Consider the following 25,800-nt stretch of genomic DNA (forward strand, 5'->3'; position numbering starts at 1 on the left):
TCCAGGCCGAACCTACCGCTGACCACTGAGAACGACCGTGAAGCTGATCGACATCTACAACGACCGCTACGAACCCGTCGGCACCGAGGACAAGAAGACCGCCCACGCCAAGGGCTTGTGGCACCGCACCTTCTCCGCGCTCGCGATCAACCCCACCACCCAGCGCGTGGTCCTCCAGAAGAAAGCCCCTGGCCGGTACAGTTTCGACCGGCCCGACTACGCCGACATCACCGTCGGCGGCCACTACCAGGCCGGCGAGACCATCCCCGACGGCGTGCGCGAGGTTCACGAGGAACTCGGACTTCCCGTCGCCTACAGCGACCTGCACCCGATCGGTCTGCGGCAGACCGCCGTCACCCTCGCCCCCGACTACGTCGAACGCGAGTTCCAACACTGGCACCTGATCCCCCTGGACGTGGCGTTGGAAGACATCCCGCTCGCCGACGCCGAAGTGTCCGGCCTGGTGGACATCGCCCTGGACGACGCCATCAAGCTCGCCGACGGCGACACCGACACCGTGCCCGCCCGCTACGCCACCCGCACCGACACCGGCCTTGAGTACAGCGAGGCCACCCTGACCACCGCCGACCTGATCCCCAACTACCTCAAGCTCGATCAGCTCTACCTCCGGCTGTTCGTCGCCGCACGTCGTTTCTGCGCTGGCGAACGCGCGCACCTGTTCTGGTGACCGCCGGGGACCGGCCTGTGCGGATCGGTGTTGTCGTGGGCACCCGCCCCGAAGCCATCAAGCTCGCCCCGGTCACCGAACTCCTCGATCAGGGTCTCCGGGTCGAGCGGCTTGATGGTGGGCAGGTGCAGTACTCGCAGATCCAGGCCGTCGGCCGCGGCCAGCTCGGCCGCCCGCAGCGTCCGCGCGGTCTGCGCGCCAGTGGAAATCAGGACCGCCGTGGTGCCGGAGCGCAGCTCACGGATGGCGCCGAGTTCGAACTCGGCCTCCGGGAGGTCGGGCGCGGCGTCGCGCGCCACCCGGAGGTAGACCGGTCCCTCGTACTCGGTGGCCCAGCGGGTCATCGCGGCACATTCGGCGGCGTCGCCCGGCGCCAGCACCGTCATTCCCGGCATAGCACGCATGATCGCGAGATCGGCGTGGTCGTGGTGCGACTTCCCGGCCACGCCGAAGCAGATCCCGGTGTAGGCGGCGGCGATCTTCACGTTGGCGTTCGTCTGCGCGACGAGCATCCGGATCGGATCAAGAGCTCGGTTGGAGAAGAAGACCCCGAACGAGGACAACCACGGGGTCATGCCCGTGTGGGCAAGACCGGCCGCGGTCCCCACCAGGTTCTGCTCGGCGATCCCGATCTGCAGGAACCGATCGGGGTGCGCCGCGGCGAATTTATCCGCCTTGGTGCTGGTACCGAGGTCGCCGTCGAGGACCACCAGCTCGGGGACATCTCTGCCGAGCTCGACCAGTGTGTTGCTCCATGCCTCCCGCATCGCAATGCTCATGCCGGATTCCCTTCGCCTAGATCGGCCATTGTGGACTCCCGTAGTTCGGCCAGCGCCTGGGCAAGCTGTGCGTCGTCGGAGGCCCCGGTGTGCCACTTGATCGACACGTCGGCGATCTGGGTGGGCCAGTGCGCATCGGGATAGACCTCGCCGGCACCATCGAGATCACGACCCAGGTGAGCGCAACACAGTTGGTGGGTCAGCTCGCCCAGTTCGGCGGAGTCGTAGTTTCGGTAGCGGTCGTGCACGATCACCGAGCCGGCAAGATCCTGGATCACGAACGCCTTGAACGTGGCGAGGTCCCGGTCACCGAGTGGGTGAACAGTTCGGTGCAGGCGACCAGCAGGTACTTCCCGGCTTTCTTCTTGCCCGGTTTGGGTGTGCGCGGCCCCACTCGCAGCGGGGTTTCGTCGCAGCAGACAGCGTAGGCCAGGGTGACCAGCGTACGGATCCGCTTGTCGACCTCGGTCAACACGCCCGCGGCGCGGGTAAGCATGCCGGGCACGAAACCCACGCTGGGCACGGCGCCGGTCAGCGATGCCAACAGCTCGACGCGGCGGTTTACGGGAATGAAGTGCACGACCATGAGGTACACAGCGAAAGCCTGCAGGTTGGGGCCGTAGCCCACCGCGCCGGGACGGACGCCTTCCGGGCGGGCAGCGGTGTGCACCCTGCCGCAGCCGCAGCGCACCGCGTGCTGGTCGTACTGGGTGACCTTTCACCGACACCGGGGGGGATCTCGTGCTGCTGGTAGCGATCCACCACCCCCAGATCCCGTGCCCCGGCCAGGTCACTGCCGCACTCGCATAGGCCCCCGGGAAACCGATCCTTGTGATCTCCCGGGGAATCGGTCCAGGCCAGGTTCGCCCCCGGCGCCCCGGGCTGCTTGCCCTTCCGCTTCAACGCGCCGCCGCGTTTCGCCTTCGCCGGAGGCGGTGTCCTGCCCGGGCCGTCGTCTTTGGACGGAGCAGATGACGAATTCTTGCTGTTACGAGACAGCGCATGCTCCAGCTTCGCCAGTCTCTCGCCCAGTGCCTCGTTGACCTCCGCCACCTCGGCCATCGCTGTGATCTGCCGGTCTCGCACCGCAATCTGCTCGCCCAGCACCGCAATCTGCTCGCCCAGCACCGCGATCCGCGCGCCCTGCTCACCCACGAGCTCGATCAACTCGTCACGGGTCATCTCCTCGGGCGCACGCACCCCAGCATCACAGCAGTTCCGAACCAGAAAATCACCAGCGACACATCGACACAAAAACCACACCAGCCCCAGCAGTCACAGATCGCTACGCCAGCACCGCTGTCACTACACACAGTGCACCAGCTGAATGTTTACCGCTCGTCCTGTTGTGCTGCCTGATCGGTCGGGATGAGCACCTCGCTCTCGCCGTTGCCCGGACTCCCGGGATCAATCCCAGAAGCGGCTGCCACCTTCCGCCGCTTGGCACCCCCGGAACTCTGGTCGGCCTCCGCCCGCTCATCGGTCTTCCCCCGTGTCCTCTTCGTGGTCTTCGGGCCGGTTTTCCCGGCCTCCGGACCGGACGCAGCGGGCTGATGCTTCGGACCCGCCACTTCGGTGGGCAGCCCGGATCCCCAGTCCTGGCTGCGCAACCCGGAACCACTGGGCGGCAACACCACCATCGCCTTGTCCGGTTCCGCCTCTGGCACCGGAATCACCCACATCCCGGTCACCGCTGAAACATCGGCTTTCTCGGCTTCCTCGCCCTTCTGCGGATCCCACAACACGACCACATCGTGCCCAGCACGGTCTTTGCTGTCGGTATGCACCGCATTGATCACATGCGCACTACCGTCGGCTCGCTGGTAAATCACCGGCACAGCCACACCCACCGGCCCGCCGCGCACATATCGCTCAGCCCCGGCCACACCCTCCACCGCAGGGGAACGTCAAAGTTTGTGATCTTGGTGTGAAGTCCTGAGTGCGTGGTGACGCGTGGTGTGTCTGGATGTGGGTGGTGGCCTTCTGCCTGCGATGATGCGGGTTACCACACCTTGATCATCGTCCTAACAGGAGGCCACCGGTGTCAGTGTCGCATGTCCAGGATTCGTGCTCGCCGATTGCTGGCGGGTTCGGTGCGTCCGTGGAGATCGGCATGGACGTCGGTGTTGCCGCGGTGGGCGGGTTGGTCGAGATGCTGAGTCGGGTGCCTGACCCGCGCAAGCCGCGCGGGGTTCGTCACCGGGTTGGTTCAGTGCTGGCGGTAACGGTGTTCGCAGCGCTGGCCGGGGCCGGTAACTTCCGGGAAGCGGGGGATCGTGCCGCGGACCTGCCGCAGGAGTTGTTGGTGTTGGCCGGCTGCCGTCGGCACCTGTTGACCGGGCGTTATGTCGCGCCCAGCGAATCGACGATTCGTCGGGTGGCGCACGATATCGATGCTGACGCCGCCGATGAGCAGGTGTGCCGGTGGCTGCGGGAGCAAGCTGCGGCTGCGGCCCTGGCCCGTGGCGTCGATGTGGCCGGGGGTGATGACCACGGACCAGAGGGACTGGTCGGTGTGGCCATGGATGGCAAGACCCTGCGGAACACGGTGGCGCCCGGCGATCCGGAAGGCAGCGAGGTGAAGCTGTTCTCGGCGATGCTGCACCGAGAAGCCGTCGTCATTGCTCAGTTGCGGGTTCCTGAGGGCACCAACGAGATCACCCAGGTGGCCGCGCTGCTCAAGGACATCGATCTGACCGGTGTGGTCGTCACCGGGGACGCCGCGCACGCCCAGCACACCACCGCCGCGTACCTGACCCAGGACCGGGGCGGCCACTACGCACTCACGGTGAAAGGCAACCAGCCCACCCTGCTCACCCAGATCGCCTCAGTGCTCCCGCCGGCCGCGCCGGGCACCGCGCATCACGCCGAAACCGACCGCAGCACAGGCAAGATCGTGCGCCGCCAGATCTGGGTCGCACCGGCCAACGATGTTGACTTTCCCGGTGCCGCACAAGTGTTTCGTATCCGCCGCGACACCTTCGACCACGCGGGTAACCACCTGACCAAGGAGGTCGTGCACGGCATCACCAGCCTGACCGCCGAACAAGCCGGCGCCGACCTGATCGCCCGGTTCGTCCGCCAACATTGGGGCATAGAGAACAAGATTCACTGGGTTCGAGACGTCGTCTACCGCGAAGACCACCAACACGCCTACACCGGAACAGGAGCCCAGGTCATGGCCACCCTCCGCAACCTCGCCCTCGGGCTATTACGCCTGGCCGGAATCACCCAGATCACCCGAACTCTGGAACATATCGCCGCTGACCGAACCCGAATCATTCCGATCATCGCAGCCGCTACCAGCACAAACCGACTTTGACGATCTCCTGCCCTCCACCGGCCAGGCCTGCCGGCCGAACGCCACCTCCAACCGAGCCGGGTCCCGATCATCACCAGCCGGGCCCGCCACGAACTGCCGACCGAACTTCAAAGAATTATGGAACGCCACACACGCCTCCAGGCAATTCACCCGAAAACGCTCATCACCAGAAAAATAACTGGCCTGATTCACCCCAGGAACAAACCGATACCCAGACCCCACCACCGCACCCGGTCACACCCCATCGGGCCACACCGCACCTTCCGGAAACGGCTCACCGAAAGACAGACCGTCAGCGCCTTCGATCCCAAAAAACCCAACGGAGCCCTCCCAGACGTGGTAGTCGGGGAGGAAACCGGCGAAATCGTCACTCCTGGCGACCTGCCTGGTGTCGTCCTGTGGCCTGATCGGAGCCGGCGCGCTGGGGAGGTCCTTGTGCGCACGGTCCAGCGTGTCGTGCAGGTCGTGTGCGGCCGGGGAGAAATCGTGCCCGGCCTGTCCTGACTCAGCAAACCCTGCCCAATCCACCGGCAACAAATCCAGATCGCCAGCAACATCCCTCTCGCCAACACCGTCAAACCCCTCCCACCCGAGTGGATCGTCTTCATCCTCAAAATCAGCAGACCAGTGATCCAAAACCCCACGACCACGCCACGCCGCCCCCCAAACGTTTTTGTTAACCCCGAAACCCTGCCCACGCACCCATTCCAGTCCTGCCTCAACCGTCTCGGCCCCTCCCTCCTCTTGAGCCCGCACAACCCACTCATACAACCGCTTCTTATCTATCCCAGGCCGCCGAACCCGCTTCGCCTTCCCAGCCTCATCACGCCACGCATCCCCCCAAACGTTTTTGTTAACCCCGAAGCCCTGTCCATGCACCCATTCCAGTCCTGCCTCAACCGTCTCGGCCCCTCCCTCCTTTTGAGCCCGCACAACCCACTCGTACAACCGCTTCTTATCTATCCCAGGCCGCCGAACCCGCTTCGCCTTCCCAGTCGCATCACGCCACGCATCCCCCCAAACGGTTTTCCCAACCCCAAGCCCCTTTTTACTCACCCATTCCAGTCCTGCCGCAGCCGTCCTGGCCCCTCCCTCCTCTTGAGCCCGCACAACCCACTCCTTCAACCACTCCTTATCTACCCGAGACCGCCGAACCGGCAGCACCTTTCCCGCATCAGCATCCTGTTGCCCAGAGGCCGCCACACCACCCTCAGCCGACCCCTGGTGGCCGGCGGCCTGGACCGTCGACGGCCTAGCCTGCGACTCACCCGGATACATCTCCCCCGACCCCCGCTCCGAGGCCCCATCCCCCACCGGTTCGCGCTGCCCAACAGCCCCAACAGACGACGACACACCCTCAACACCACGCTCCGGCGGCCGGGCAGTACGCCGCAAATCCGGCGCGCCCTCCAAACCCGCCTCGCGCAACCTTGCCGCCAGTTCTTCAGCACGCGTCCGCGCGGCCGCAACGGCCTCTAGCTCGGACAGACCATCCCGCGAGGCTCGATGCAGCGTGACTGCAACCTGATCCACCACCAAATCAAACGCCACCCTCTCCGGCGGCTTCCCACCCACAAACTGCGGAGCGAACAAAAACGGACTCACCAGCTCCGCAGCAGCCAACTGCAACCTCTCCAACTCGACCTCCGGCCAACCTTCCGACTCGGTAAACCTCGCCCAATCCACCGGCAACAAATCCAGATCGCCAGCAACATCCCTCTCGCCAACACCGCCAAACCCCTCCCACCCGAATGGATCGTCCTCATCCTCAAAATCAGCAGACCAGTGATCCAAAACCCCACGACCACGCCACGCCTCCCCCCAAACCTTGTTCGCAACCCCGAACCCCTGTCCACGCACCCATTCCAGTCCTGCCGCAGCCGTCTCGGCCCCGCCCTCCTCTTTAGCCCGCACAACCCACTCATTCAACAGCTCCTTATCCATCCCAGGCCGCCGAGCCCGCTTCTCCTTCCCCGCCCCAGCACGCCACGCATCCGCCCAATCCTCGACGTTAACCCCGAACCCCTGTCCACGCACCCATTCCAGTCCTCCCGCAGCCGTCTCGGCCCCGCCCTCCTCTTTAGCCCGCACAACCCACTCATTCAACAGCTCCTTATCCATCCCAGGCCGCCGAGCCCGCTTCTCCTTCCCCGCCCCAGCACGCCACGCATCCGCCCAATCCTCTTTGTTAACCGCGAACCCCTGTCCACGCACCCATTTCAGTCCTGCCGCAGCCGTCGTAACACCTCCCTCCTCTTGAGCCCGCAAAACCCACTCATTCAACTGATTCTTATCTACCTCAGGCCGCCGAACCCGCTTCGCCTTCCCAGTCGCAACAAGCCACGCATCCCCCCAAACCTTGCGCTCAACCCCGAATCCCTGTCCACGCACCCATTCCAGTCCTGCCGCAGCTGTCTTGGCCCCTCCCTCCTCTTGAGCCAGCACAACCCACTCATTCAACCGCTCCTTATCTATCCCAGGCCGCTGAACCCGCTTCTCCTTCCCCGCCCCAGCACGCCACGCATCCGCCCAATCCTCGGCCTTAACCCCGAATCCCTGTCCACGCACCCATTCCAGTCCTGCCGCAGTCGTCTCGGCCCCGCCCTCCTCTTGAGCCCGCACAACCCACTCATTCAACCGCTTCTTATCTATCCCAGGCCGCCGAACCTGCTTCGCCTTCCCAGCCTCATCACGCCACGCATCCCCCCAAACGTTTTTGTTAACCCCGAAGCCCTGTCCATGCGCCCATTCCAGTCCGGCCGCAGCCGTCTCGGCCCCTCCCTCCTTTTGAGCCCGCCCAACCCACTCATTCAACCGCTTCTTATCTACCCCAGACCGCCGAACCTGCTTCGCCTTCCCAGTCGCAACAAGCCACGCATCCCCCCAAACGTTTTTCCCAACCTTGAACCCCTGTCCATTCGCCCATTTCAGTCCTGCCGCAGCCGTCTCGACTCCTCCCTCCTTTTGAGCCCGCCCAACCCACTCATTCAACTGATTCTTATCTACCCCAGACCGCCGAACCCGCTTCACCGTCCCCGCCTCAGCATCCTGCTGTCCAGACGCCACCGCACCACCCACAGCCGACCCACGGTGGGCGGCGGCCTGTCGCCGGTGACGGCTCTTCCTCCCCGTCCACCTGATCACTGCGGGCGGCGCTTCGTCGACGTAGCGTGGTGGCGCTGAGCCGTCCAGTGCCACTGCGGCACGTAATTCCGGTCCCGACCTCCACAGTTGTTGGCCTTGGGAGCCCAGTAGGTACCAGTGTCCGGTGCCCTGTCCGTTTTCGAACGTCGGTAGCAGCGTGCCGTCCTGGGCGACCTTGACCTTGGTGGCGTGAACGAGCCGGTCTGTGGTTTGAACGACGTCGCTTCTTGTTGTCCATACTCGTGTGCGTAGCGCGCGGGCGAGCCGTTCCGCGAATGTGAGTTCGCCTGGCTCTGGTCGGCGGTGGGCGGTGCATCCCAGCAGCGCGACTGGTAGTCCTGGGACGAAGTGCTGGTCTTTTCGTACCTCGTCGGCGAAGGCTTCGGGTGTCACGTGGCGGCCATCCGGCAGTACCGCCCACCCCTTGGGGGTGACGTGCACGCCGACGATCTGGGTGCCGGGCAGGTCGGGTGCCGACTGCGCAGCCTGCTGGATTGTCTCGGCGGAGTCGCCGGGGCCTGGGAACAGCAGTGGTTTCGGTCGTGGTGTGTGGGTCATTTCGGTGGGGGGGTCGACCGGTCTCGGGCGGCTTCCGTCCGCCCGGTGCAGCATCCACTTCGGGCCCCGGCCTCGGTTGACCCGTGCCAGCACGTCCGCGCCGGTGCTGCGGAGTGTGGTGACGTCGGTATTGGGGATGACCGTGTCGTCGTGCCCGAGCACCAGCAGCGGTTTTCTGCCTTCCGGGGCAGCGGCGGCGTGGTGCGGCGAGCGGGTCCATCCGGTGTATTCGGCGGTGTCGGTCGCCCCGTGGATCGGAAGGCTCACGGGTGCGGTGCGTGCACCCCAGCGGAAGTCGGATCCTGGTGCGGTTCCGGTTTGTGCCGATGTGCCGGAACTCGCCAGTGCTGAGACAAGATCCGCGCTCGGGAGCTGCCGGGTGCCTCCCGCGGCCGACAGCAGGTGCCAGTGTCCGGCCGTCGCGGACCGGCCCTCGCCGCTGAGCATCGCTTCGGCCCGTTCGCTCCAGGTCGGTAATCCGCCGCGAACGAATGACAGATCGCCGGTGACGACTCGGCCGTCGGCGGCATGCCAGACCTCCTGATCGGCTGTGATCACGTCGACTCCGAGGGTGTCGCGTAGCTGGGCGGCGTCGGAGAGGTCGAAAGATCCGTCAGATCCGATCAGCACGATGGGCCGCCTGGCCCAGCCTGGTAGTTGCTCGATTCGGGTGGCGAGTTCGGGCACGGTGAGGTTGCCGCCGGATGCGGTCAGCCCGATCACCAGGTGGCCACGGATCTTGGGTAGCAGCGCGGCTGCGTTGTGGTCCTCGGCGTTGGGTGTCCACACGTCCGGTAGTGCGGCCGGTGCCGGGTGCGGTCCGCTGGGCGGTGTGAACGGCTCGGGTGGTGGTCCGGGCAGGTTTTTCGCCGCCGCCTGTGTGGACTCGACAGCGAAGTACCCGCCGTTGTCGATGGTCACTTCGATTTCGGACAGTTTTCCTGGCAGGGCTGAAAAGAGGAAGCGATGCTCGGTCCGGTCGGTGAGCGTGTAGATCGCTTTTCCGGCCCGGTAGACGTGGTAGGTGCCTTTCTTCTCGGTGGTGACCTCCCGGGTAGTGCCGCGGGCGGAGATCTGGGCGCGCGGGTTCGACCAGTTGCCCGACATCCCGCCTGAGGGGTCGAGTGTGCTGGTCTCGCCGGGAAGGAGCATGTCGCCGCTGAGCTTGCCGTGCTTATCGCTGTTGGCCCCGGGACCGCCGGCATCCATCGTGGCCAGCCCGGGCAACGCCGCGCTGCTCTTGCCGATTTCCGATTGGGTGAGCTCCTGCTCGGTTTTCTGTTCCTGGGTCAGCTCGCCGGTCGCGGTGAAGGAGTTGACGTATTCGACCTCGGCGAACCGCAGGCGCACCGCGAGACCGTGCTCGTCGTCCCAGACCATGCCGGTCTCGACCATGGCGGGGAAGAGCACCGGGGCCTCCAGCAGGTCCGGCATCATCGCGGTCAAGCCTTCTTCCCCGCCGAGCTGCCACAGCATGTGCGCCGGCAGGGTGGCCGGGCGGACCCAGCCGTTGCCGGCGGGCGCGTGCATCGACAGTTCCGCACTCTCCGGGTCGGCGTCATCGGCCGGTTGGGGTGCGGGATGCGCCAGCACCGCGGCCAGCCAGGGGAACAGCCGCTCGCTTCCGGGCAGTGTCAGCGGGATCACGTCCACGCCACGCAGATCCCGCGGCAGCGGCCCCAGTTTCTGGCCGTCTCCTGCGGGCACGAGCCGGCCGCCGATGCGCACCGGGCGTGGTACCGGCGGCGTGGTCGTGGTCAGGCCCCCGGGCATGGTGTACAGGGCGGTGCCATCGCTGGTGAACTGCCGTTGTTGCGGGGTCCGGGTGTCGTCCTGCATCTCCGACCACATTTCGATGCCCCGTTTCGGCGCGGTCAGCAGCAGGTTGTTCAGTAACGCGTTCGGGGTCCACGTCCGGTACATCTCGACCTGGAACCAGGTCGGCCAGGTGTAGGAGTAGGAGACCGCGTCGGTCCCGAGGACCCGTGATCTGAACGTGTCGCTTTCGGTGTCGCGCTGGCTACGCAACCATTCCTTGCCGTAGCTCACCTCCGGGTGCGCGCCCGCCCGGCGTGTTTTGCCACCCATCTTGCCGGCCACGAGCACGGCCACATTGCCCTCGCCGGCCCGCGACCGGGATACGGTGTGCGCTCGTTTCTCGATGTTCAGGAACGACGTGTCGGACTTGATCTCCTTGTCCGGTGTGGCCTGAGCGTCCGGCGCGTACCGTGCGCGGACGACGAACTCGATCGTCTCGGTGCCGCCCAGATACGGCCGGGCGGCCAGCAACGGCATCCCGGAAGTCGCTGCCTGGCCGAACCGGGCACCCAATGCGGTCGCCGACGCCAGTTTGTCCACCGACCCGGCGATCCCGGTCGGTACCTCCAGCCAGCGGCCCGTACCGAAACCGGGAGCATGCTCGGAAATCATGCTTTTGATCAGCGGGGCGACCTCGTGTGCGTTGGAGATCTCGGTGACGATGGTCGGGCCGAGCGCAGCACCGGAAAGTACGAACTCCGGGGGATAACGCACCTCGGTCACCGGTTTCGGTTTCGGCTCCACCCCGGCGGGCAGGTCGAGGTGCCGGGTCCGCGGTGGCTGTCCCTCCGCTGCCGGTTCCCGGGCCGGGTTGGTGTGCATTCGCTGTGCGACGGCGTCCGAGAGCAGGAACTCCACACCACCGTTGACCGCGACCTTCTCGGTTGTCTCGGCCGCGTCGGACTCCCCGTAGCGGGTGATCTCGAACACGCCATGCGCCCGGTAAAGGTGGGCAGGTCCGTTCGTCCTGCCGATCCGCCGGCGTGCGGTGCCACGACCGTAGGTGGTTCCTTCCTCCTGGCTGAACTTGCCCCGGCCGGTCAACGACGGGGCCACGTAGGCCCGGCTGGATTTGCTCCCGAACAGCATCCACGCGGAGCCGCGGATACGCCCCTCCCAGCCTCTGCCTCTCATCTCCTGACCGTCCAGCTTCAGCCCACCCTCGGTGCCCACTTCCAGATTCAGCTTGCTCGCAGCGGTACCCACCGGCTGGGCATCGAACAGCCGCAGCCGCACCCGGCCCCCCGCGATCGGCACCCCACCCGGGGCCACCAGCTGGTCGAAGTTCGCGTCCAGCGAATCCTCACCCTCACCGGCCGTTGTCACGTCCTGTTCTTTCGCACCCGCACGTTTGTGCAGCGGGCCTTCGATGGCCTCACTCAAGACCGTGGACGGCGTGGCCACGCCCTGCGGCATGAGGAACTCGACGTTCACCTGGAACGGGTTGTCGTCCTGGTTGTCGTAGTCGAAGTCTCTGATGACCGTACCGAGATCCTTCAGATCACCTTGCGGGGTGGTGGGTGCCAGTGGCTCCGGAACCAGCACACGCGCCCAGCCACCGACCGTGCCACGGCCGGTCGTCGTGGCACCGCTGGACGTCGAGGCACCATCAGAACTTTCGACACTGTCCGGGTTTTCGACACTGTCCGGGTTACTGTCGGCTGTCAGGAAATTGCTGGACAGTATGTTCAGCTCGATGTCGCTGTTGTTCGCCGCATCAGACCGGTTCGCCCGCCCACCGAACAAGCCGAGTCTGCGATACCACGACCCCGGCTGCCCGGTCTGCGACCCCGGCTGCCCGGTCTGCGACCCCGGCTGCCCGGTCTGCGACCCCGGCTGCCCGGTCTGCGACCCCGGCTGCCCGGTCTGCGACTCCGGCTCGGTCTGCGACCCCGGCCCGGTCTGTGACTCCGGCTGTTCGGTCTCCGGGGTGACGGGCTTCGTCGAAACGGAGATCGACCAGGTCACCAGCCGATCGAAGGTGACCGCGGGCCCCACGAACCTCGCGCGCCGGTGGACCTTGTGACTCTGCCCGACGGTGCTGCTGTAGCTGTGCGAGAACTGGGCTGACACGCCGGCGAGGAAACCCAGGGTGCGCCAGAAATCCTTGCGTTTGGTGCCGATCGTGGCACCCGACTCGAAGCCGAGCCGATGCTTCGTACCCGCTTTCGCCTTACTCTCGCCACGGATCGTGTTCTTAGCGGTGGCATCCACGTTGGCCTTCTCGACCCTGCCGGTCCCCACCAGAGCACCCAGTTGCGGCCTGACCTCGATCGTCACCAGCCGGCCACCGACCTGGATCGTCCCGGAGGCACCACGCAGCTCCCCACTGAACTCCCCGAACAACCCCGGCGCACCGAAAGCCGAGGACAACTGCGTCTCAACGACCGACCGCACGTCATGGCTCAGCGACGTCAGCTCCTCACCCACCGACTCACGCAGCAGCCGGCGCACTTCCGGAAGCACCCGCTCGATTCCCGGCGCCCGGTCCACCACACCGCCACCGGTGCTCTTACCGGCCGCCAGCATGTCGGGCTGCCGACGCCGGCCCGCGGGAATCGTGATCTCCGGACGCTTACCGTAATCAGCCAAGATCGACAGTGCGAGTTGCTCGGCGCTGTCGTTTTCCAGCCGGGCGTCCCGTTCCCCGTCCTTGGCTTCCACCAGCGTCCGGGTGATGCCCGGACGCACACGATCCACCAGGTCACGGAAGTTCTGGCGCTGCCGCAGCCCGGCGGGGACCGCCGGGCTTTCATGCGGCGCGTTGTGCTCCTCAGCGCTGTGCAGGGCGGAGTGTGCCGCGGAAATCTCCTCAAGCCGGGCGAATTCCTCCACCGGCATCCACAGGAACACCTTCTCCCCCACGGTATCCGAACCTTCCAGCGCCGGATCCGTGGAATACCGCGCAACCCGCACATCCAGCGTCGCCTCCACCAGGACGGCATCACCCTCGATGCTGGCGACGGTCTTCTTCCCAGCACTGGTGCCCACCAGCTGCGTCAGCGTCTCCCCCGATTCCGCCGCACCGGACACCGTGAACGGTGTGATCATCGTGTACGCGCCGAGACCACGTCGATCCTCGTTGAGCTCGGCAGCCAAACCAGGACCCACACTCGCCGAACCTTCGATACTCGCAGACCGTGCCACGCTGGTATCGAACTTCGTGTCGCCACCGGCGATCTGCCGCAGGTTCACGTCGGGGACAACGCGGCCGTCGACCCGCCGCACCGACCGCAACTCCGCAGACACCTCCAGCGACAACGTGTTCAGCTTCACACCCGGCAACCGCAACGGACTCGACCGGTAACCACCACCGGTGATCTCCCCGAACTTCACGATCACGGAGTCTTCACTCAACTCACGCGACACCGAATCACGGACTTCGACACCCACCTCCGACAGCGGCAACCCAGCAAGGACCCGCTGACGGATCCGCCGCACCGCAGCGGCTTGCGGCACCACGAACACCTCATGCAGCGCCGAAGCGGGAAGAGGCAGCACCGGCCCACCCGGGCCCGGGTTGATGGTGGCCGGTGGCACGTCCTCCCCGTAGTAGCGGATCAATGCCACATCGGTGATCACGTCGCTCTGGTACGTCCGCGGCGGGTCCTCTCCCCCCCGCACATCGATCACGAAACGACCATCGACGACGAAATGCCGCTCCGGAACCTGGACACTATGCCGCTCAGCAGGCCGGCTGTTGATCCCACGGGAAAACTCGGTCGTCGAAACAAGATTACGCTGCTCGCTGGTCCCCAACGACGGCCGCACCGAGGGGTTGAACAACAAGCTGCGAGCCGCGCCTTTAGTCGCCGCACCCAGCATGTTGGGCATGACAGCGGGCATACCGTACTGCGGGCCCCTTTCCTGCCCGACAGTCCGGCTCGCGTCGGCGGAACGAATGCCCCACTCGGTGAATCCCTCGCCCTTCGGCAGATGCACCGGCGTCGCCGCGGTGCGTTCGAACTTCAGATGCAACTCGCGGGAGTCGACCTCGATCCGAATACCTTCATCGGCAAGACGCCGCAGTGTTTTCGCGACCTTGGCCTCGGAGAACAACTCCTCGATCGCCGCTCGGGCAGGCTCCCGCAAACCGTCCGGCAGGGCGGCAAGAACGTCCTCGGGATCAATACTGCCGGGCTTCCAGATCTTCCCGCTGCCCATCGCACCCTCGGCCGCGTAAGACGGCAGATCGACCTGCCGGACCGTCACATCAGCACGATCTGCCGCGACACGAGCCTGGACCACGGCCTTCGCCGCCGTCTTCGCCGCCTCCTTGAGGACGTCACGGACGTTGTCCACCCGGGCAACCGCCTCGGCGATACGTTCACCCACTTCCCGATCCGCCACCACCAGCTGATCAATCCGCTCCCGCACAGCGGCGAGCTCAACGGCAGCGGACTCCACCCGCGCCGCCGCGTCAGCACGCTGAGCACGCAACGCATCCCGCACAGGACCCTGGCCCTCATCCTGGTTCCGCAGAAGCCGCACCCCCTCGCGGGCCCCCCTCAAAACCGCCTGTTTCTGAACCAGATCCTCCCCGGCCGCGGCGAGCTCGGCACGCACCTCGTCCTGCCGCTGCCTGACCGCCCCCAGATCTCCCTCCACCACCGACAACTGCTCAGCTTGCCGCTGAGCACGCCCAACACTCACATCAGCCGAGGTGGTCTCATCCCTCGCCGCCTTGAGCAACTCATCGGTGTCAGCGGAATCAGCCGCCGTCACAGTGGTCGCCGGCGCCTCCAGCACGGGCACATCCACCATGCTGTAAACCTGGGTGAGCTTCTCATCAGCCGCCTCGATCTCCCTACGCGCCCGGGCCACCTTCGCGGCCTGCTCGGATTCCCGCAGCCATCCCAGATCCGGCGACGGCCCCGCACGAAACCGCGCCGTCTCCGCACGCAGGTGCACCCAGTTAGGACTCAGCCCAGGCAACCCCGGCGGCAACGAAACATCAGAAGGGCTCTGCCCTGATGACCGCTCACCCCTGCGAGTCGTCTCCCAAGTGCCCTGCGAAAAGTCAGGACGCAACATGAAGACCTCGTCCAAATACCAGCCGGAAACCATGGAGGCAAACCCATTGGTCTCCGGACCGAACCACACAATGTCTCGCGTCCAGATCACCTCAACATCCGACGCCCCATCCAGCGCCTGCGCGAACCCCTCCGAAACCCCACAGGCATACAACCGGATCGCCCTGTTCCCGTACACCCTCCTTCGAATTAAGATAGCCAGCTGCGAGGCATTCGCACTCTCGCCACCGATAAGCACTCCACCGCGCCCATCACCTTTCACCACCACCGCCAACACGCCATCCTCAACCGGCAAACCACGCGCCACAGCACTGAGGTCCTCGCCCAAATCGGACGGCGACATCATAATCCCCGCCGGAATCTCGACTACTCCCGAAGCCAGCACCTGCTCAGACACCCCACTGTCACGAGGCACCGACACAGCCGGCGGCAAGGGAACGTCAGAGGGGGGCTGTTCCGGTGGCGAATCGTCCCTCCGAGTCGTATTCCAGGTGCCGTTGAATTCCGGACGCATCATGAGAAGATCATCCAAGTACCAACCGGAATCCGCAGACGCAAACCCATTGTCCTCAAAACCGAACACATTGTCCGGCGTCCAGATCACCTCAACACCCAACGCCCTATCCAACACCTGCGCGAACTCCTCCGAGACCTCACCGGCATACAGCCGGATCGACCTCTTCCCGCGCACTCTTCCTCGAATTAAACCAGCCAACTGCCGGGCATCCGCACTCTTCCCGCCGATAAGCACTCGACCGCGCCCATCACCTTCCACCACCACCGTCAACCGACCATCCTCAACCGGCAAAACACGCGCGACATCACGAACGCCCTCGCCCAAATCGGACGGCGACACCATAATTCCCGCCGGAATCTTCTCTAGCCGAAAATTCCGCAAATACTCCTCGACCGACGCCCGCAGCGCCTCCAGCTTCGGTCTGATCCGCTGCAGCTGCTCCGGGGTCCCGCCTTCCTGCTGCACCGCATTCCTCAAAGCCGCGACCTGGGCACGCACATCCGGACGGAAACCCGCCGGCAACGCCGCCAAATGCTCCTCCACACGCCCGACCAACCCCGCCAACTCAACAACCACAGCCGGCTCAACAACCGCCGTATTCCCCGCCGGAATCTGCTCTGCGCCCGAACCCAACACCTGCTCAGACACCCCACTGTCACGAGGCGCCGACACAGCCGGTGGCAAGGGAACGCCAGAGGGGGTCTGTCCTGTTCGCGAATCGTCCCTCCGAGTCGTATTCCAGGTGCCAAACCCATTGGTCTCCGGACCGAACACCATGTCCGGCGTCCAGATCACCTCAGCATCCAACGCCTCATCCAACACCTGCGCGAACTTCTCCGGGACCTCACCTGCATACAGCCGGATCGCCCTCTTCCCGTACATCCTCCCTCGAATTAAACTAGCCAACTGCCAGGCATCCGCACTCTCGCCGCCGATAAGCACTCCACCGCGCCCATCACCTTTCACCACCACCGACACCACGCCATCCTCAACCCGCAAATTACGCGCTACAGCACGGAGGTCCTCGCCCAAATCGGACGGCGACATCATAATCCCCGCCGGAATCTCCGCTACGCCCGAACCCAACACCTGCTCAGACCCCTCCGGCAAGCTCGCGTTATGAGACCCACCAGCAGACGAAGGAAGCCGCTCCAGCAACTCTGCCCGTGCCTCATCGAAATTGCGATCGTTGTCATCCTCAGTGTCCGACTGCATGTCCTCATCGGTCTCCGGCCACGCATCGTCAGCGGTCGGCGCCAGCATGTCCCCATCCGGCTCCGGACTCGCGACCGTACTGCCAGCCGTCATCGCTGCCCAAATTTCGGTCAGCTTCCCCCGCACCGCGTCAACAGACCTCGCGACTTGACCCGATGGCAAGTCCTGGTGGAACACCGCGCTCAAGTAATCGGCCATCACGCTCACGAATTGCGGCTCGGAATTCAGAGGCGAATCCAACACCTCGGACGCGGCCTCCAACAAACGGATCTCTTCCTCATCAGACAGCTTCGCCAACTGCGAGTTGGCCTCATCGCTCAATGCCCGCAGTTCCTCCCTCGCCGCATCGCTCAATGAATCAACAGCCCCGGCAACGGCAGCCGGCCCACCAGCAGACGAAGACACTCCCCCACCAGACGACTCCGCAGCCCGCTTCGCCACCTTCCTCCTGTAATACGCACGCGCGCGTGCCGCGTCCCCTTCGCGCTTCCGCTTACCGTCCGCCACAAACTTGTTCAACTCCGCCTGCGCCTTCCCTTTATCCTGCTGCAGCGCCTCCCACTCGTCCCGCATAGCCGCATCAAACGTCGGCAACGCCCCCTCCGACTCCAGAACCTCCTCAAACCCCGGCAACGCCTCCAACAAAGCCTGGCCAGCCCCAGCCTCCTCCAGCGACGCCCTCGCCCGCGCAGCCCTCTCCTCCCGCTCCCTCTTCCTGCCGGCCGACCACTCCCTCATATATGCCGCTTGCTTTGCCTTCCTGTCCTCCTCGCCCGCCACAATCTTGTCCAACTCCGCCTGCGCCGTCCCTTTATCCCGCGCCCCAGCCTCCTCCAGCGACGCCCTCGCCCGCGCAGCCCTCTCCTCCCGCTTTCTCTTTATGCCGGCATACCGCTCCTTGTCATACGCTGCTTTCTTTGCCGTCCTGTCCCCCTCATCCCGCCCCACCGTCCTTGCCTCCTTTTCCTCAGGGGTGTTGGTCTGGCTTGGTCCTGGCGTGCCCGTCCACTTGATCACCGGGGCTGGGTGTGCTCCTTCCGCATAACGCGGCACAGCCGAGCGGTTGACTCCCGCCCGTAACTCCGAACCGTGCCCGACCACCCCGCCGCCGCGAGAACGGAGGAACCAACGGCCAGTTCCCTCGCCATTGACAAACTTCGGCAACATACGACCATCCGACGTCACAACCGTTTCCGTAGCGTGAATCGCAGCATCGTCGGTCTGCCACACGTCGGTATCGGTCCCCCATATCTTCTCCGCGCCCAACGCGTCCGCGAACCGATCTGCAAACGAGGCCTCTCTCCCCATAGGCCGCCGCAACGCACCACAACCCAAAAACGCCACAGGCAAACCCAGCACAAAACGCTGGTCCGCTCGCACCCGCGCAGCGAAATCCTCCGGCGTTTCCAGTAGGCCATCCGGCAACACCGCCCACCCATCCGGGTTCACATGCACACCCACCACCTGCACACCCCGCAAACCCCGCGCCAACCCCACCACCCGCTCAACCACCCGACTATCATCCGCCAAAAACATCACCGGCTCCACACGCAACCACTGCTCGGCCTTCCGCATCCACCGCAACCCCGGCCCGATCTGCTGCAACTGCTCCGGGGTCCAGCCTTCCTGCTGCACCACCTCCCTCGCAGCCGCGACCCTGGCACGCACATCCGGACGGAAATCCGCCGGCAACGCCGCCAAATGCTCCTCCACACGCCCGACCAACCCCGCCAACTCAACAACCACATCCGGCTTAACAACCGCCGTATTCCCCGCCGGAATCTGCTCTGACCGAAAATTCCGCAAATACTCCTCGACCGACGCCCGCAGCGCCTCCAGCTTCGGCCCGATCCGCTGCAACTGCTCGGGGGTCCAGCCTTCCTGCTGCACCACCTCCCTCGCAGCCGCGACCCTGGCACGCACATCCGGACGGAAATCCGCCGGCAACGCCGCCAAATGCTCCTCCACACGCCCGACCAACCCCGCCAACTCAACAACCACATCCGGCTTAACAACCGCCGTATTCCCCGCCGGAATCTGCTCTGACCGAAAATTCCGCAAATACTCCTCGACCGACGCCCGCAGCGCCTCCAGCTTCGGCCCGATCCGCTGCAACTGCTCCGGGGTCCAGCCTTCCTGCTGCACCACCTCCCTCGCAGCCGCGACCCTGGCACGCACATCCGGACGGAAATCCGCCGGCAACGCCGCCAAATGCTCCTCCACACGCCCGACCAACCCCGCCAACTCAACAACCACATCCGGCTTAACAACCGCCGTATTCCCCGCCGGAATCTGCTCTGACCGAAAATTCCGCAAATACTCCTCGACCGACGCCCGCAGCGCCTCCAGCTTCGGCCCGATCCGCTGCAACTGCTCCGGGGTCCAGCCTTCCTGCTGCACCACCTCCCTCGCAGCCGCGACCCTGGCACGCACATCCGGACGGAAATCCGCCGGCAACGCCGCCAAATGCTCCTCCACACGCCCGACCAACCCCGCCAACTCAACAACCACATCCGGCTTAACAACCGCCGTATTCCCCGGCATGCTCCCGGCAGCAGACGATTCCGCAACCTGCCTCTCCCCAGCAGCCAACTCCGCCTGCACCGCCTCGATACGCCCCGGCAGCGCCTCCCACTCCTTCCGTACACCCGCCTCCGCCTCCGACAACGCATCCCACTCCGCCTGCAGAACCCACTTCCACCCCTGCAACGCCCCCAACGCCGCCTGCCGAGCCTGAAGCTCCTCCAGCGCCCCCCGCAACCGCGCAACCCGCAAATCCCGCTCCTTCTTCTGCGCCTTCTGGGCCTTCTGAGCGATGAGCTGTTCCACCGACGCCTCCAACGCCGTAATCTGCTCATCCAACTCCTTCCTTCCCGCTCCGGCCCGGATGGCCAGTGCGTTACCCCACGTACGCAGCTTTTCGGCCAGCGCCTGGGAAAACGCCACAACCTGGTCCCGGCCGAGCTCACGGTGCTTGGCCGCGACCAGCGCCACCACATCCTCCAGCGACACGGCAGCATCCCCAGACAACTTCCGGGGGTCATGCGTGCCCTGCACAATCCGCCGCGCCGCGTCCTTTTCCTCGCTGGACAAGTCCAGCTTCCTCGCCCGAGCGATCTCCCCACGTACATCCGCCACCGACGACTCCAACGACGACACACTGCCGCCCAAATCGCCCAAAGCAAGCCAAGACTCCGACACGTCCGAATCCGACGACGACTCCAAGGCGTCGCCAGCCAAGAACTCCTCACCGGACCGCGCACCCCGACCACCAAACTCCCGCGATCCACCGGAACGGTGCGACTCCGACGGCTCCGCGTCTCCCCTCAAACGATCAAGCCGCTCCAGCAGCTCTGCCCGTTTCCTCTCGTCGAAGATGCTCTCGGTGTCATCGGTCTCCGCATCACCCGACATATCCTCAGCAGACTCCGACCGCGTGTCCTCAACGGTCTCCGACGCAGGATCGTCAGTGGACTGCGACAGCATGTCCCCACCCGGCTCCGGCCCCGCGCCCGCAATCACGGCCGATGCCGCGAGCCTCAAACGATGCAGTCGCTGCAGGAACGCCTGCGCATCCCCTATCTGACCGCCATTCGTCAGCAGCCGATGCGCGACCGCATCCCGCAATTGATCATCCTGCATTGCCCCGAAGTGCAGGTCTACGTCAGCGAACGCGCGGACCATATGATCTCGACCGTGTCGAGCTTCCAGCTGCGCTAATCCGCCGTCTGCTGTCTCGAAAATCTCCCTCATTTCCCATATCGCCAGTTTTCGGTGCAACCCCCGAACAGCAGCAGCAGCTTGCTCTACCCGACGACGGATCGTTTGGACAGGCACCCATTCAGGATCCAACCACTCTGCGATCTGGGCTTTATATTCGTTCTGCAGGTCAGTGTTTGTCACCGCCTCCGCCAAAATCTGCTGCAGAGAATTTACCGAATCTTGCAAATCGGATGTCAGCTGCCTCCGGACATCAGCAAGAACTTGGGCAGCCCATGTGCTCCTCCTCTTGAACCGAGCTTCCAAATCGGACGTGCTGTTGTGACCCCCGAGGAGCACGTCCGCACGTGCCTCGTCTAGCAGCACCCGATCGACAGCATCCTTGTCCGGCAAACCACTAAGCGCCTTGCCAACCGCCACGCGCCGCCGATACATCTGCTGTCCTTCAGCTAGATTGTTTCCAGGCGCCGGGGTCACCGTGGCGGAAAGCAAGTCGTCGGCAGTACTCGAGTCCGCACCACCACCCAGGTCGCCAGCCAGGTAACGGACCAGTCTCCACCGCAACTGCTGCAACTGCCGATCAGCCTGCGGGTTCGTCATCAACTGCTGCAACTGCTGATCATCCCGCGGGTTCTTCATCAACTCGTGTGCCATCACATCCCGGAAGGGCTGCGACTCGTGAAGGGGCCCCAAGACCTTCTCCGCCAGAGTGTACAAACGGTCCACGGCACCTTGATCGTGTTCGTCGGCCAACTGCCGCAACGCCCTACCGGCCTCCGCGAACGTCCGCTTTACCGAATTAAACTGATGAATAACGCTCAGCCCTGGATCAACAACGCCCCCGCGCACCATCGGGGCAGCAACGGCCCCAGCCTCCGCCTGGTTCCCAGCACGATCTGCCTGCCAACGTTCCTCTTCCGCTCTCACCTTCTCGAGCGCGTCGCGAGTCAAACCACTCCTCGCCATGCCAAGGTCGGGGTCACCGGACAGGGAATCGGCCAGTTCGCCTCGCACCACTTGGGCGCCCTGCCAGTCGCCCGGGTGCTCGCCCAACCAGTGCGCCAGCACATTCCGGAACCGCCCCGACACGCTCAGCGGCCCCAAAATCCCGTCCGCATCAGCCAACAACCGGGCCACAGCATCAAGACCCGCGATCCCCGCCCACACATGCAACTGCGCCGCGGCCGTCAACTCATGAAGCCTTTCCTCCAACTCCACCATGCCGACCCCATCTCCCGGATGACTCAACATGTAATGAGCCAACACACTCCGGAGACCGTCATCGCCCCCGAAAACTCCCACGCCCTCCTCGCGCGCCCGCATATCAGCGATCAGACCGTCTACGCCTACATCCACCCCGCCTGCGTAAACTGGCCACCGCTCATCGCGCATCGTCTTCAACCCAGCCTCCGCGTTAGTGATCAACGCACTCAGCTCGGCCGCCGCAAACGCCCCTGACCACCCCGCTACCTGAGCGGGCTCGCCAGCAGACGAAGCACCTCCCCCGCCCAACCACGCAGCCTGACTCTGCGCAGCCTTTCTCTGCTGATACCGACGCACACGTGCCAAGTCCTGGTCATGCAACCGCTTATCTTTCGCCGCAATCTTGTCGAACTCCGCCTGCACCGGCGCGATACTCTCCTGCAGCGCCTCCCACTGCCTCCGCAAACCCGCATCCGCCCCATCCCACCCCGGCAACGCCTCCAACGAAGCCTGGTCAGCCTTAAGCTTCCCCAGCGACTCCTCCAACTGCTCACGCAGCTCACGCTGCGCCGCCTTATTACGGGCCCTCCTCCTGCGGTCCCTTGCATTTCGCCTTGCCTTCTGTTCAATCACCGGGGCCGGGTCTGCTCCCTCCACATAGCGCGGCACAGCACCCGACGAAGAACCCGACGCACCGCCGCCCGCTGTGTGACCCTCCGGCCCTGCCCCGGCCTGGACGGCCAGTCCGCTGCCCCGCGTGCCCAGCCTGTCCGCCAACGCCCGGGAAAACTCCACGACCTGGTCCTGGTGATCATCGCCGAGTTCGTGGTGCTTGGCCGCGACCAGCGCCACCACATCCTCCAGCGACACGGCAGCATCCCCACGAGCCAGCCCCGCGATGTCATGCGTGCCCTGCACAATCCGCCGCGCCGCCGACTCGTCATCACCAGACCGGCGCCCATCCCTCGCCCGATCGATCTCGCCGCGCAGATCCGTGCCCGACCACTGCCCCACCGGCGCTCTTCCCGACGCTGCCGGACCAACCGGAACAGCAGTCGAGGCGTCCGCCAGACCGGTCAGGCCCCCGTGCCCGCCGGCCGGCACCGCAGCAGTGGACCCGGCCAGCGGCCTAGCCGATCCATCCGTACCGAATACCGTCCACTGCGGTGTGCGCCCGCCCTGTCCCGGCGTCATCGCGACAACATCACGCCCCATACCCTGCGCCAGGGCCGAACCCTGACCAGGCGATACCACCACACCCGCAGTCGAATTGCCTGGGGACACCAGCAGCACAGGCCCGCCCGTGGAATCCGCCACATCGCCCCGCACGAACTCCGCCAACCCGCCACCAGCAACCACATTCGCGGGCACCGGCACCCGCACCGTGTCCACCGGCAAGCCCGCAGGCAAGGCCGCCGCCGGGTCCTGCCGCAGATACGGGTCCGCCTGCGACCCACCTGTCGGCACCATCGCCGAATCCGGCGACACCGCAGCCCCATCCACGCGATGCGAATCCCCATGCGCCGCGACCGAGTCCACATGGGAATCCGCATCGCGGCCGGTCCAGCCACCCGGCGAGGACCCATGCTCCGGGGACACCACACCACTGTCGGAGTCCACGACAGACCCGGACCTGCCAGTCTCCGGTAGCGCGGTATCCGCGGGCGCACCCGAAGCATGTGGGGTCACCGCCGGTGAGTCCGGGGTCTGGGAGGTAAGCACCTCCAGCGGCCGGTTCCCGGGCACATCCACACCATGCCCTCCGGGCACCTGATCGCCACCGGCAACCGGACGGTACGCCGGCGGCGGCGTCCCCGATCGATCCTGCCCGGAACCCACTACCCCATCGGAATACGCCGGCAGCGGCGTCCCCGACCGGTCCCGCCCAGAACCCACCACCTCATCGGAATACCCCGGCAGCGGCGTCCCCGACCGATCCTGCCCAGAACCCACCACCTCATCGGAATACCCCGGCAGCGGCGTCCCTGACCGATCCTGCCCAGAACCCACTACCCCGTCGGAATGTGCCGGCAGCGGTGCGCCTGGCCGGTCCTGCCTGGAACCGGGCACCTCCGGAACACCACGAGCCGGCTTCTCGCCCGGCACACTGTCATCGGCGCCCCTCTTACCGTCCGTGCCGCCCACAACAGCAGACACCGGAGGGGAACCGGACACCACCAGGTCATCACCAGAGGACACCGGCACCGCAGCCGAATCCACCGACCCGGTATCCGATACCGAGAAAACAGAGTCCACATCAGACACATCCGAGGCATCCGAGGAATCGGAGGAATCGGAGGAATCGAGCGTGTTGTCCTTGTCCGGGGAGCCAGGGGTATCCCCTGTCTGCGACCCAGGCCCTATCCCCAGCAGCGGGGTCTTCTCCCCGTCGAACCCGCCACCCTCGGTGGTGGTGTCCTGACGCCGGCTGGTGTCGTCGAGGTAGGGGCTCGGGCCTTCCGGGTGCAGCTTGCCCCGCCACGCCAACCCCGCAAGATTGCCCACACCGCTAAACACCGACTCGAACACGCCCGCCGTCACCGAGAACGGGTTCCAGGTCACCTCCTGGCCCGAGGCCGCTAGATACCCCACCTCGCCGAACAACTCGCCCAAGCCCTCGGACAACGCCTCCCCTATCCCGCTGCCGAACCGCGCCGACCACATGCCCCGCACCGACATCCCCGCGTAATGATCCAGGTGCTCCCCCACCGCATCCGCGAACTTCGCCATCGCCGACACCGGATACTTCTCCGCGTGCTCGGCCACCGCTTTCTTTGCCGCCGCCTCCAGAATCTTCTCGTCCACCTCATCGCCCAGCCCCCGCACCAGCACCTTCGTCAACGCGTTACTGACCAGGCCGCCTACCGCCGACAACGGCAGCGACACCAACGCCGAGAACGCCCCCATTCCCGCCGCCTGCTCGGTGAGCTTCCCGTCCCACTTCTCAGCCGACTTCTCACCCAGCATCTGCAACTGGGCCTGCAGATCCGGTACCACGTTGAACGCCACACCACCGGCCGCCGCCATCGCCAACCGCATAAACAACTGGCCCCACCACCGCGACAACAAAAACCGCATCACCGCCATCCGCGCCGCCAGCCACGCCATCGACGCGCCACCGGTCGCCCCCGCCCAATACACCGCCCATGCCATCTCAAAAACCAGCAATTCCAAACCATAAATCGTCACCAACTTCAAATACCGCACCTGCCGCGCCAGATCCCGCACGAACACCGCCAACTCCCGCAACGCCCCCTCACCCGAGGCCAGCAACCCATCGAAAATCTCCAAACCCCCCGCGAACCGGTCCGCCGCCTTTCCCGAAAACTCCGTCCGCACCTTCGCCACCAATTCCGCCAAAAACGGCCCTACCTCCCCCACCCCCACCGCACCCGACTCCAACGCATCCGCCACCGCGAACAACCCACCCTCATCCGCATCCGTCATATCCTCACCCGTCAACACCTGAAAAAGCCGCCTCACCCCCTCCGGCACCATGATCGAAGAAAACATCACAACCACCCAACCCCAACGCCGCCACAACACATGGCAGCAACGATGTATACGGGAATCAGCCCTTGGATCCACCGGCGCGGTGACGCACAAAAACCCGATAGCCAGGCGACCTCAGCCGCCCGGCACCCGAACCACAACACGCCTCTCACAACGAGAACACGGCTCCTTCAAGCAGCAAGGTTCACCACGCCACTCGAATCCATGAAGACGTCGCTTTCGACGGATATGCTCGCGAGTGACAGGGGAACTACAGCACGTATTCGTACTCACGAGCCAAAGCGCATGAC

8 protein-coding genes are annotated in these 25,800 nt (G+C 65.3%); 2 read left to right on the forward strand and 6 right to left on the reverse strand.

Annotated features, from left to right (window positions below; genetic code table 11):
* Window positions 1–37 precede the first annotated feature (37 nt).
* Window positions 38–688, forward strand: coding sequence for an NUDIX hydrolase (locus DL519_RS12405; RefSeq protein WP_190814841.1), 651 nt, complete (start codon window positions 38–40; stop codon window positions 686–688).
* Here DL519_RS12405 and DL519_RS12410 read toward each other — a convergent pair.
* The 5 genes from DL519_RS12410 to DL519_RS12430 form a co-directional block, all read right to left on the reverse strand.
* Entirely contained in the window at window positions 622–1,467 is an 846-nt protein-coding gene (locus DL519_RS12410) for a transketolase family protein (protein ID WP_190814842.1), read from the reverse strand. The two genes, DL519_RS12405 and DL519_RS12410, sit on opposite strands and share 67 nt — an antisense overlap.
* On the reverse strand, window positions 1,464–1,745 hold the full coding sequence (locus DL519_RS48605; RefSeq protein ID WP_190814845.1) for an IS66 family transposase: 282 nt from the start codon (window positions 1,743–1,745) through the stop codon (window positions 1,464–1,466). The genes DL519_RS12410 and DL519_RS48605 overlap by 4 nt, the downstream gene beginning before the upstream one ends.
* Entirely contained in the window at window positions 1,742–2,053 is a 312-nt protein-coding gene (locus DL519_RS48610; protein WP_190814847.1) for an IS66 family transposase, read from the reverse strand. The genes DL519_RS48605 and DL519_RS48610 overlap by 4 nt, the downstream gene beginning before the upstream one ends.
* Window positions 2,029–2,667, reverse strand: coding sequence for a DUF6444 domain-containing protein (locus DL519_RS12425; protein WP_190814848.1), 639 nt, complete (start codon window positions 2,665–2,667; stop codon window positions 2,029–2,031). The genes DL519_RS48610 and DL519_RS12425 overlap by 25 nt, the downstream gene beginning before the upstream one ends.
* 131 nt (window positions 2,668–2,798) lie before the next feature.
* Window positions 2,799–3,353 (reverse strand): hypothetical protein, encoded by a 555-nt coding sequence (locus DL519_RS12430; RefSeq protein WP_190814850.1) that lies wholly within the window; start codon window positions 3,351–3,353, stop codon window positions 2,799–2,801.
* A 155-nt stretch (window positions 3,354–3,508) separates the two neighbouring features.
* Between DL519_RS12430 and DL519_RS12435 the strand changes: the two genes are divergently transcribed.
* Complete coding sequence (locus DL519_RS12435) at window positions 3,509–4,789, forward strand: ISAs1 family transposase (RefSeq protein ID WP_190814853.1); 1,281 nt, start codon at window positions 3,509–3,511, stop codon at window positions 4,787–4,789.
* A gap of 234 nt (window positions 4,790–5,023) precedes the next feature.
* On the opposite strand, the gene DL519_RS12440 is transcribed toward DL519_RS12435, so the two are convergent.
* Window positions 5,024–25,510, reverse strand: coding sequence for a hypothetical protein (locus DL519_RS12440; RefSeq protein WP_190814855.1), 20,487 nt, complete (start codon window positions 25,508–25,510; stop codon window positions 5,024–5,026).
* Window positions 25,511–25,800: the final 290 nt, after the last annotated feature.

Source organism: Saccharopolyspora pogona, assembly GCF_014697215.1.
Lineage (GTDB): Bacteria > Actinomycetota > Actinomycetes > Mycobacteriales > Pseudonocardiaceae > Saccharopolyspora > Saccharopolyspora hattusasensis.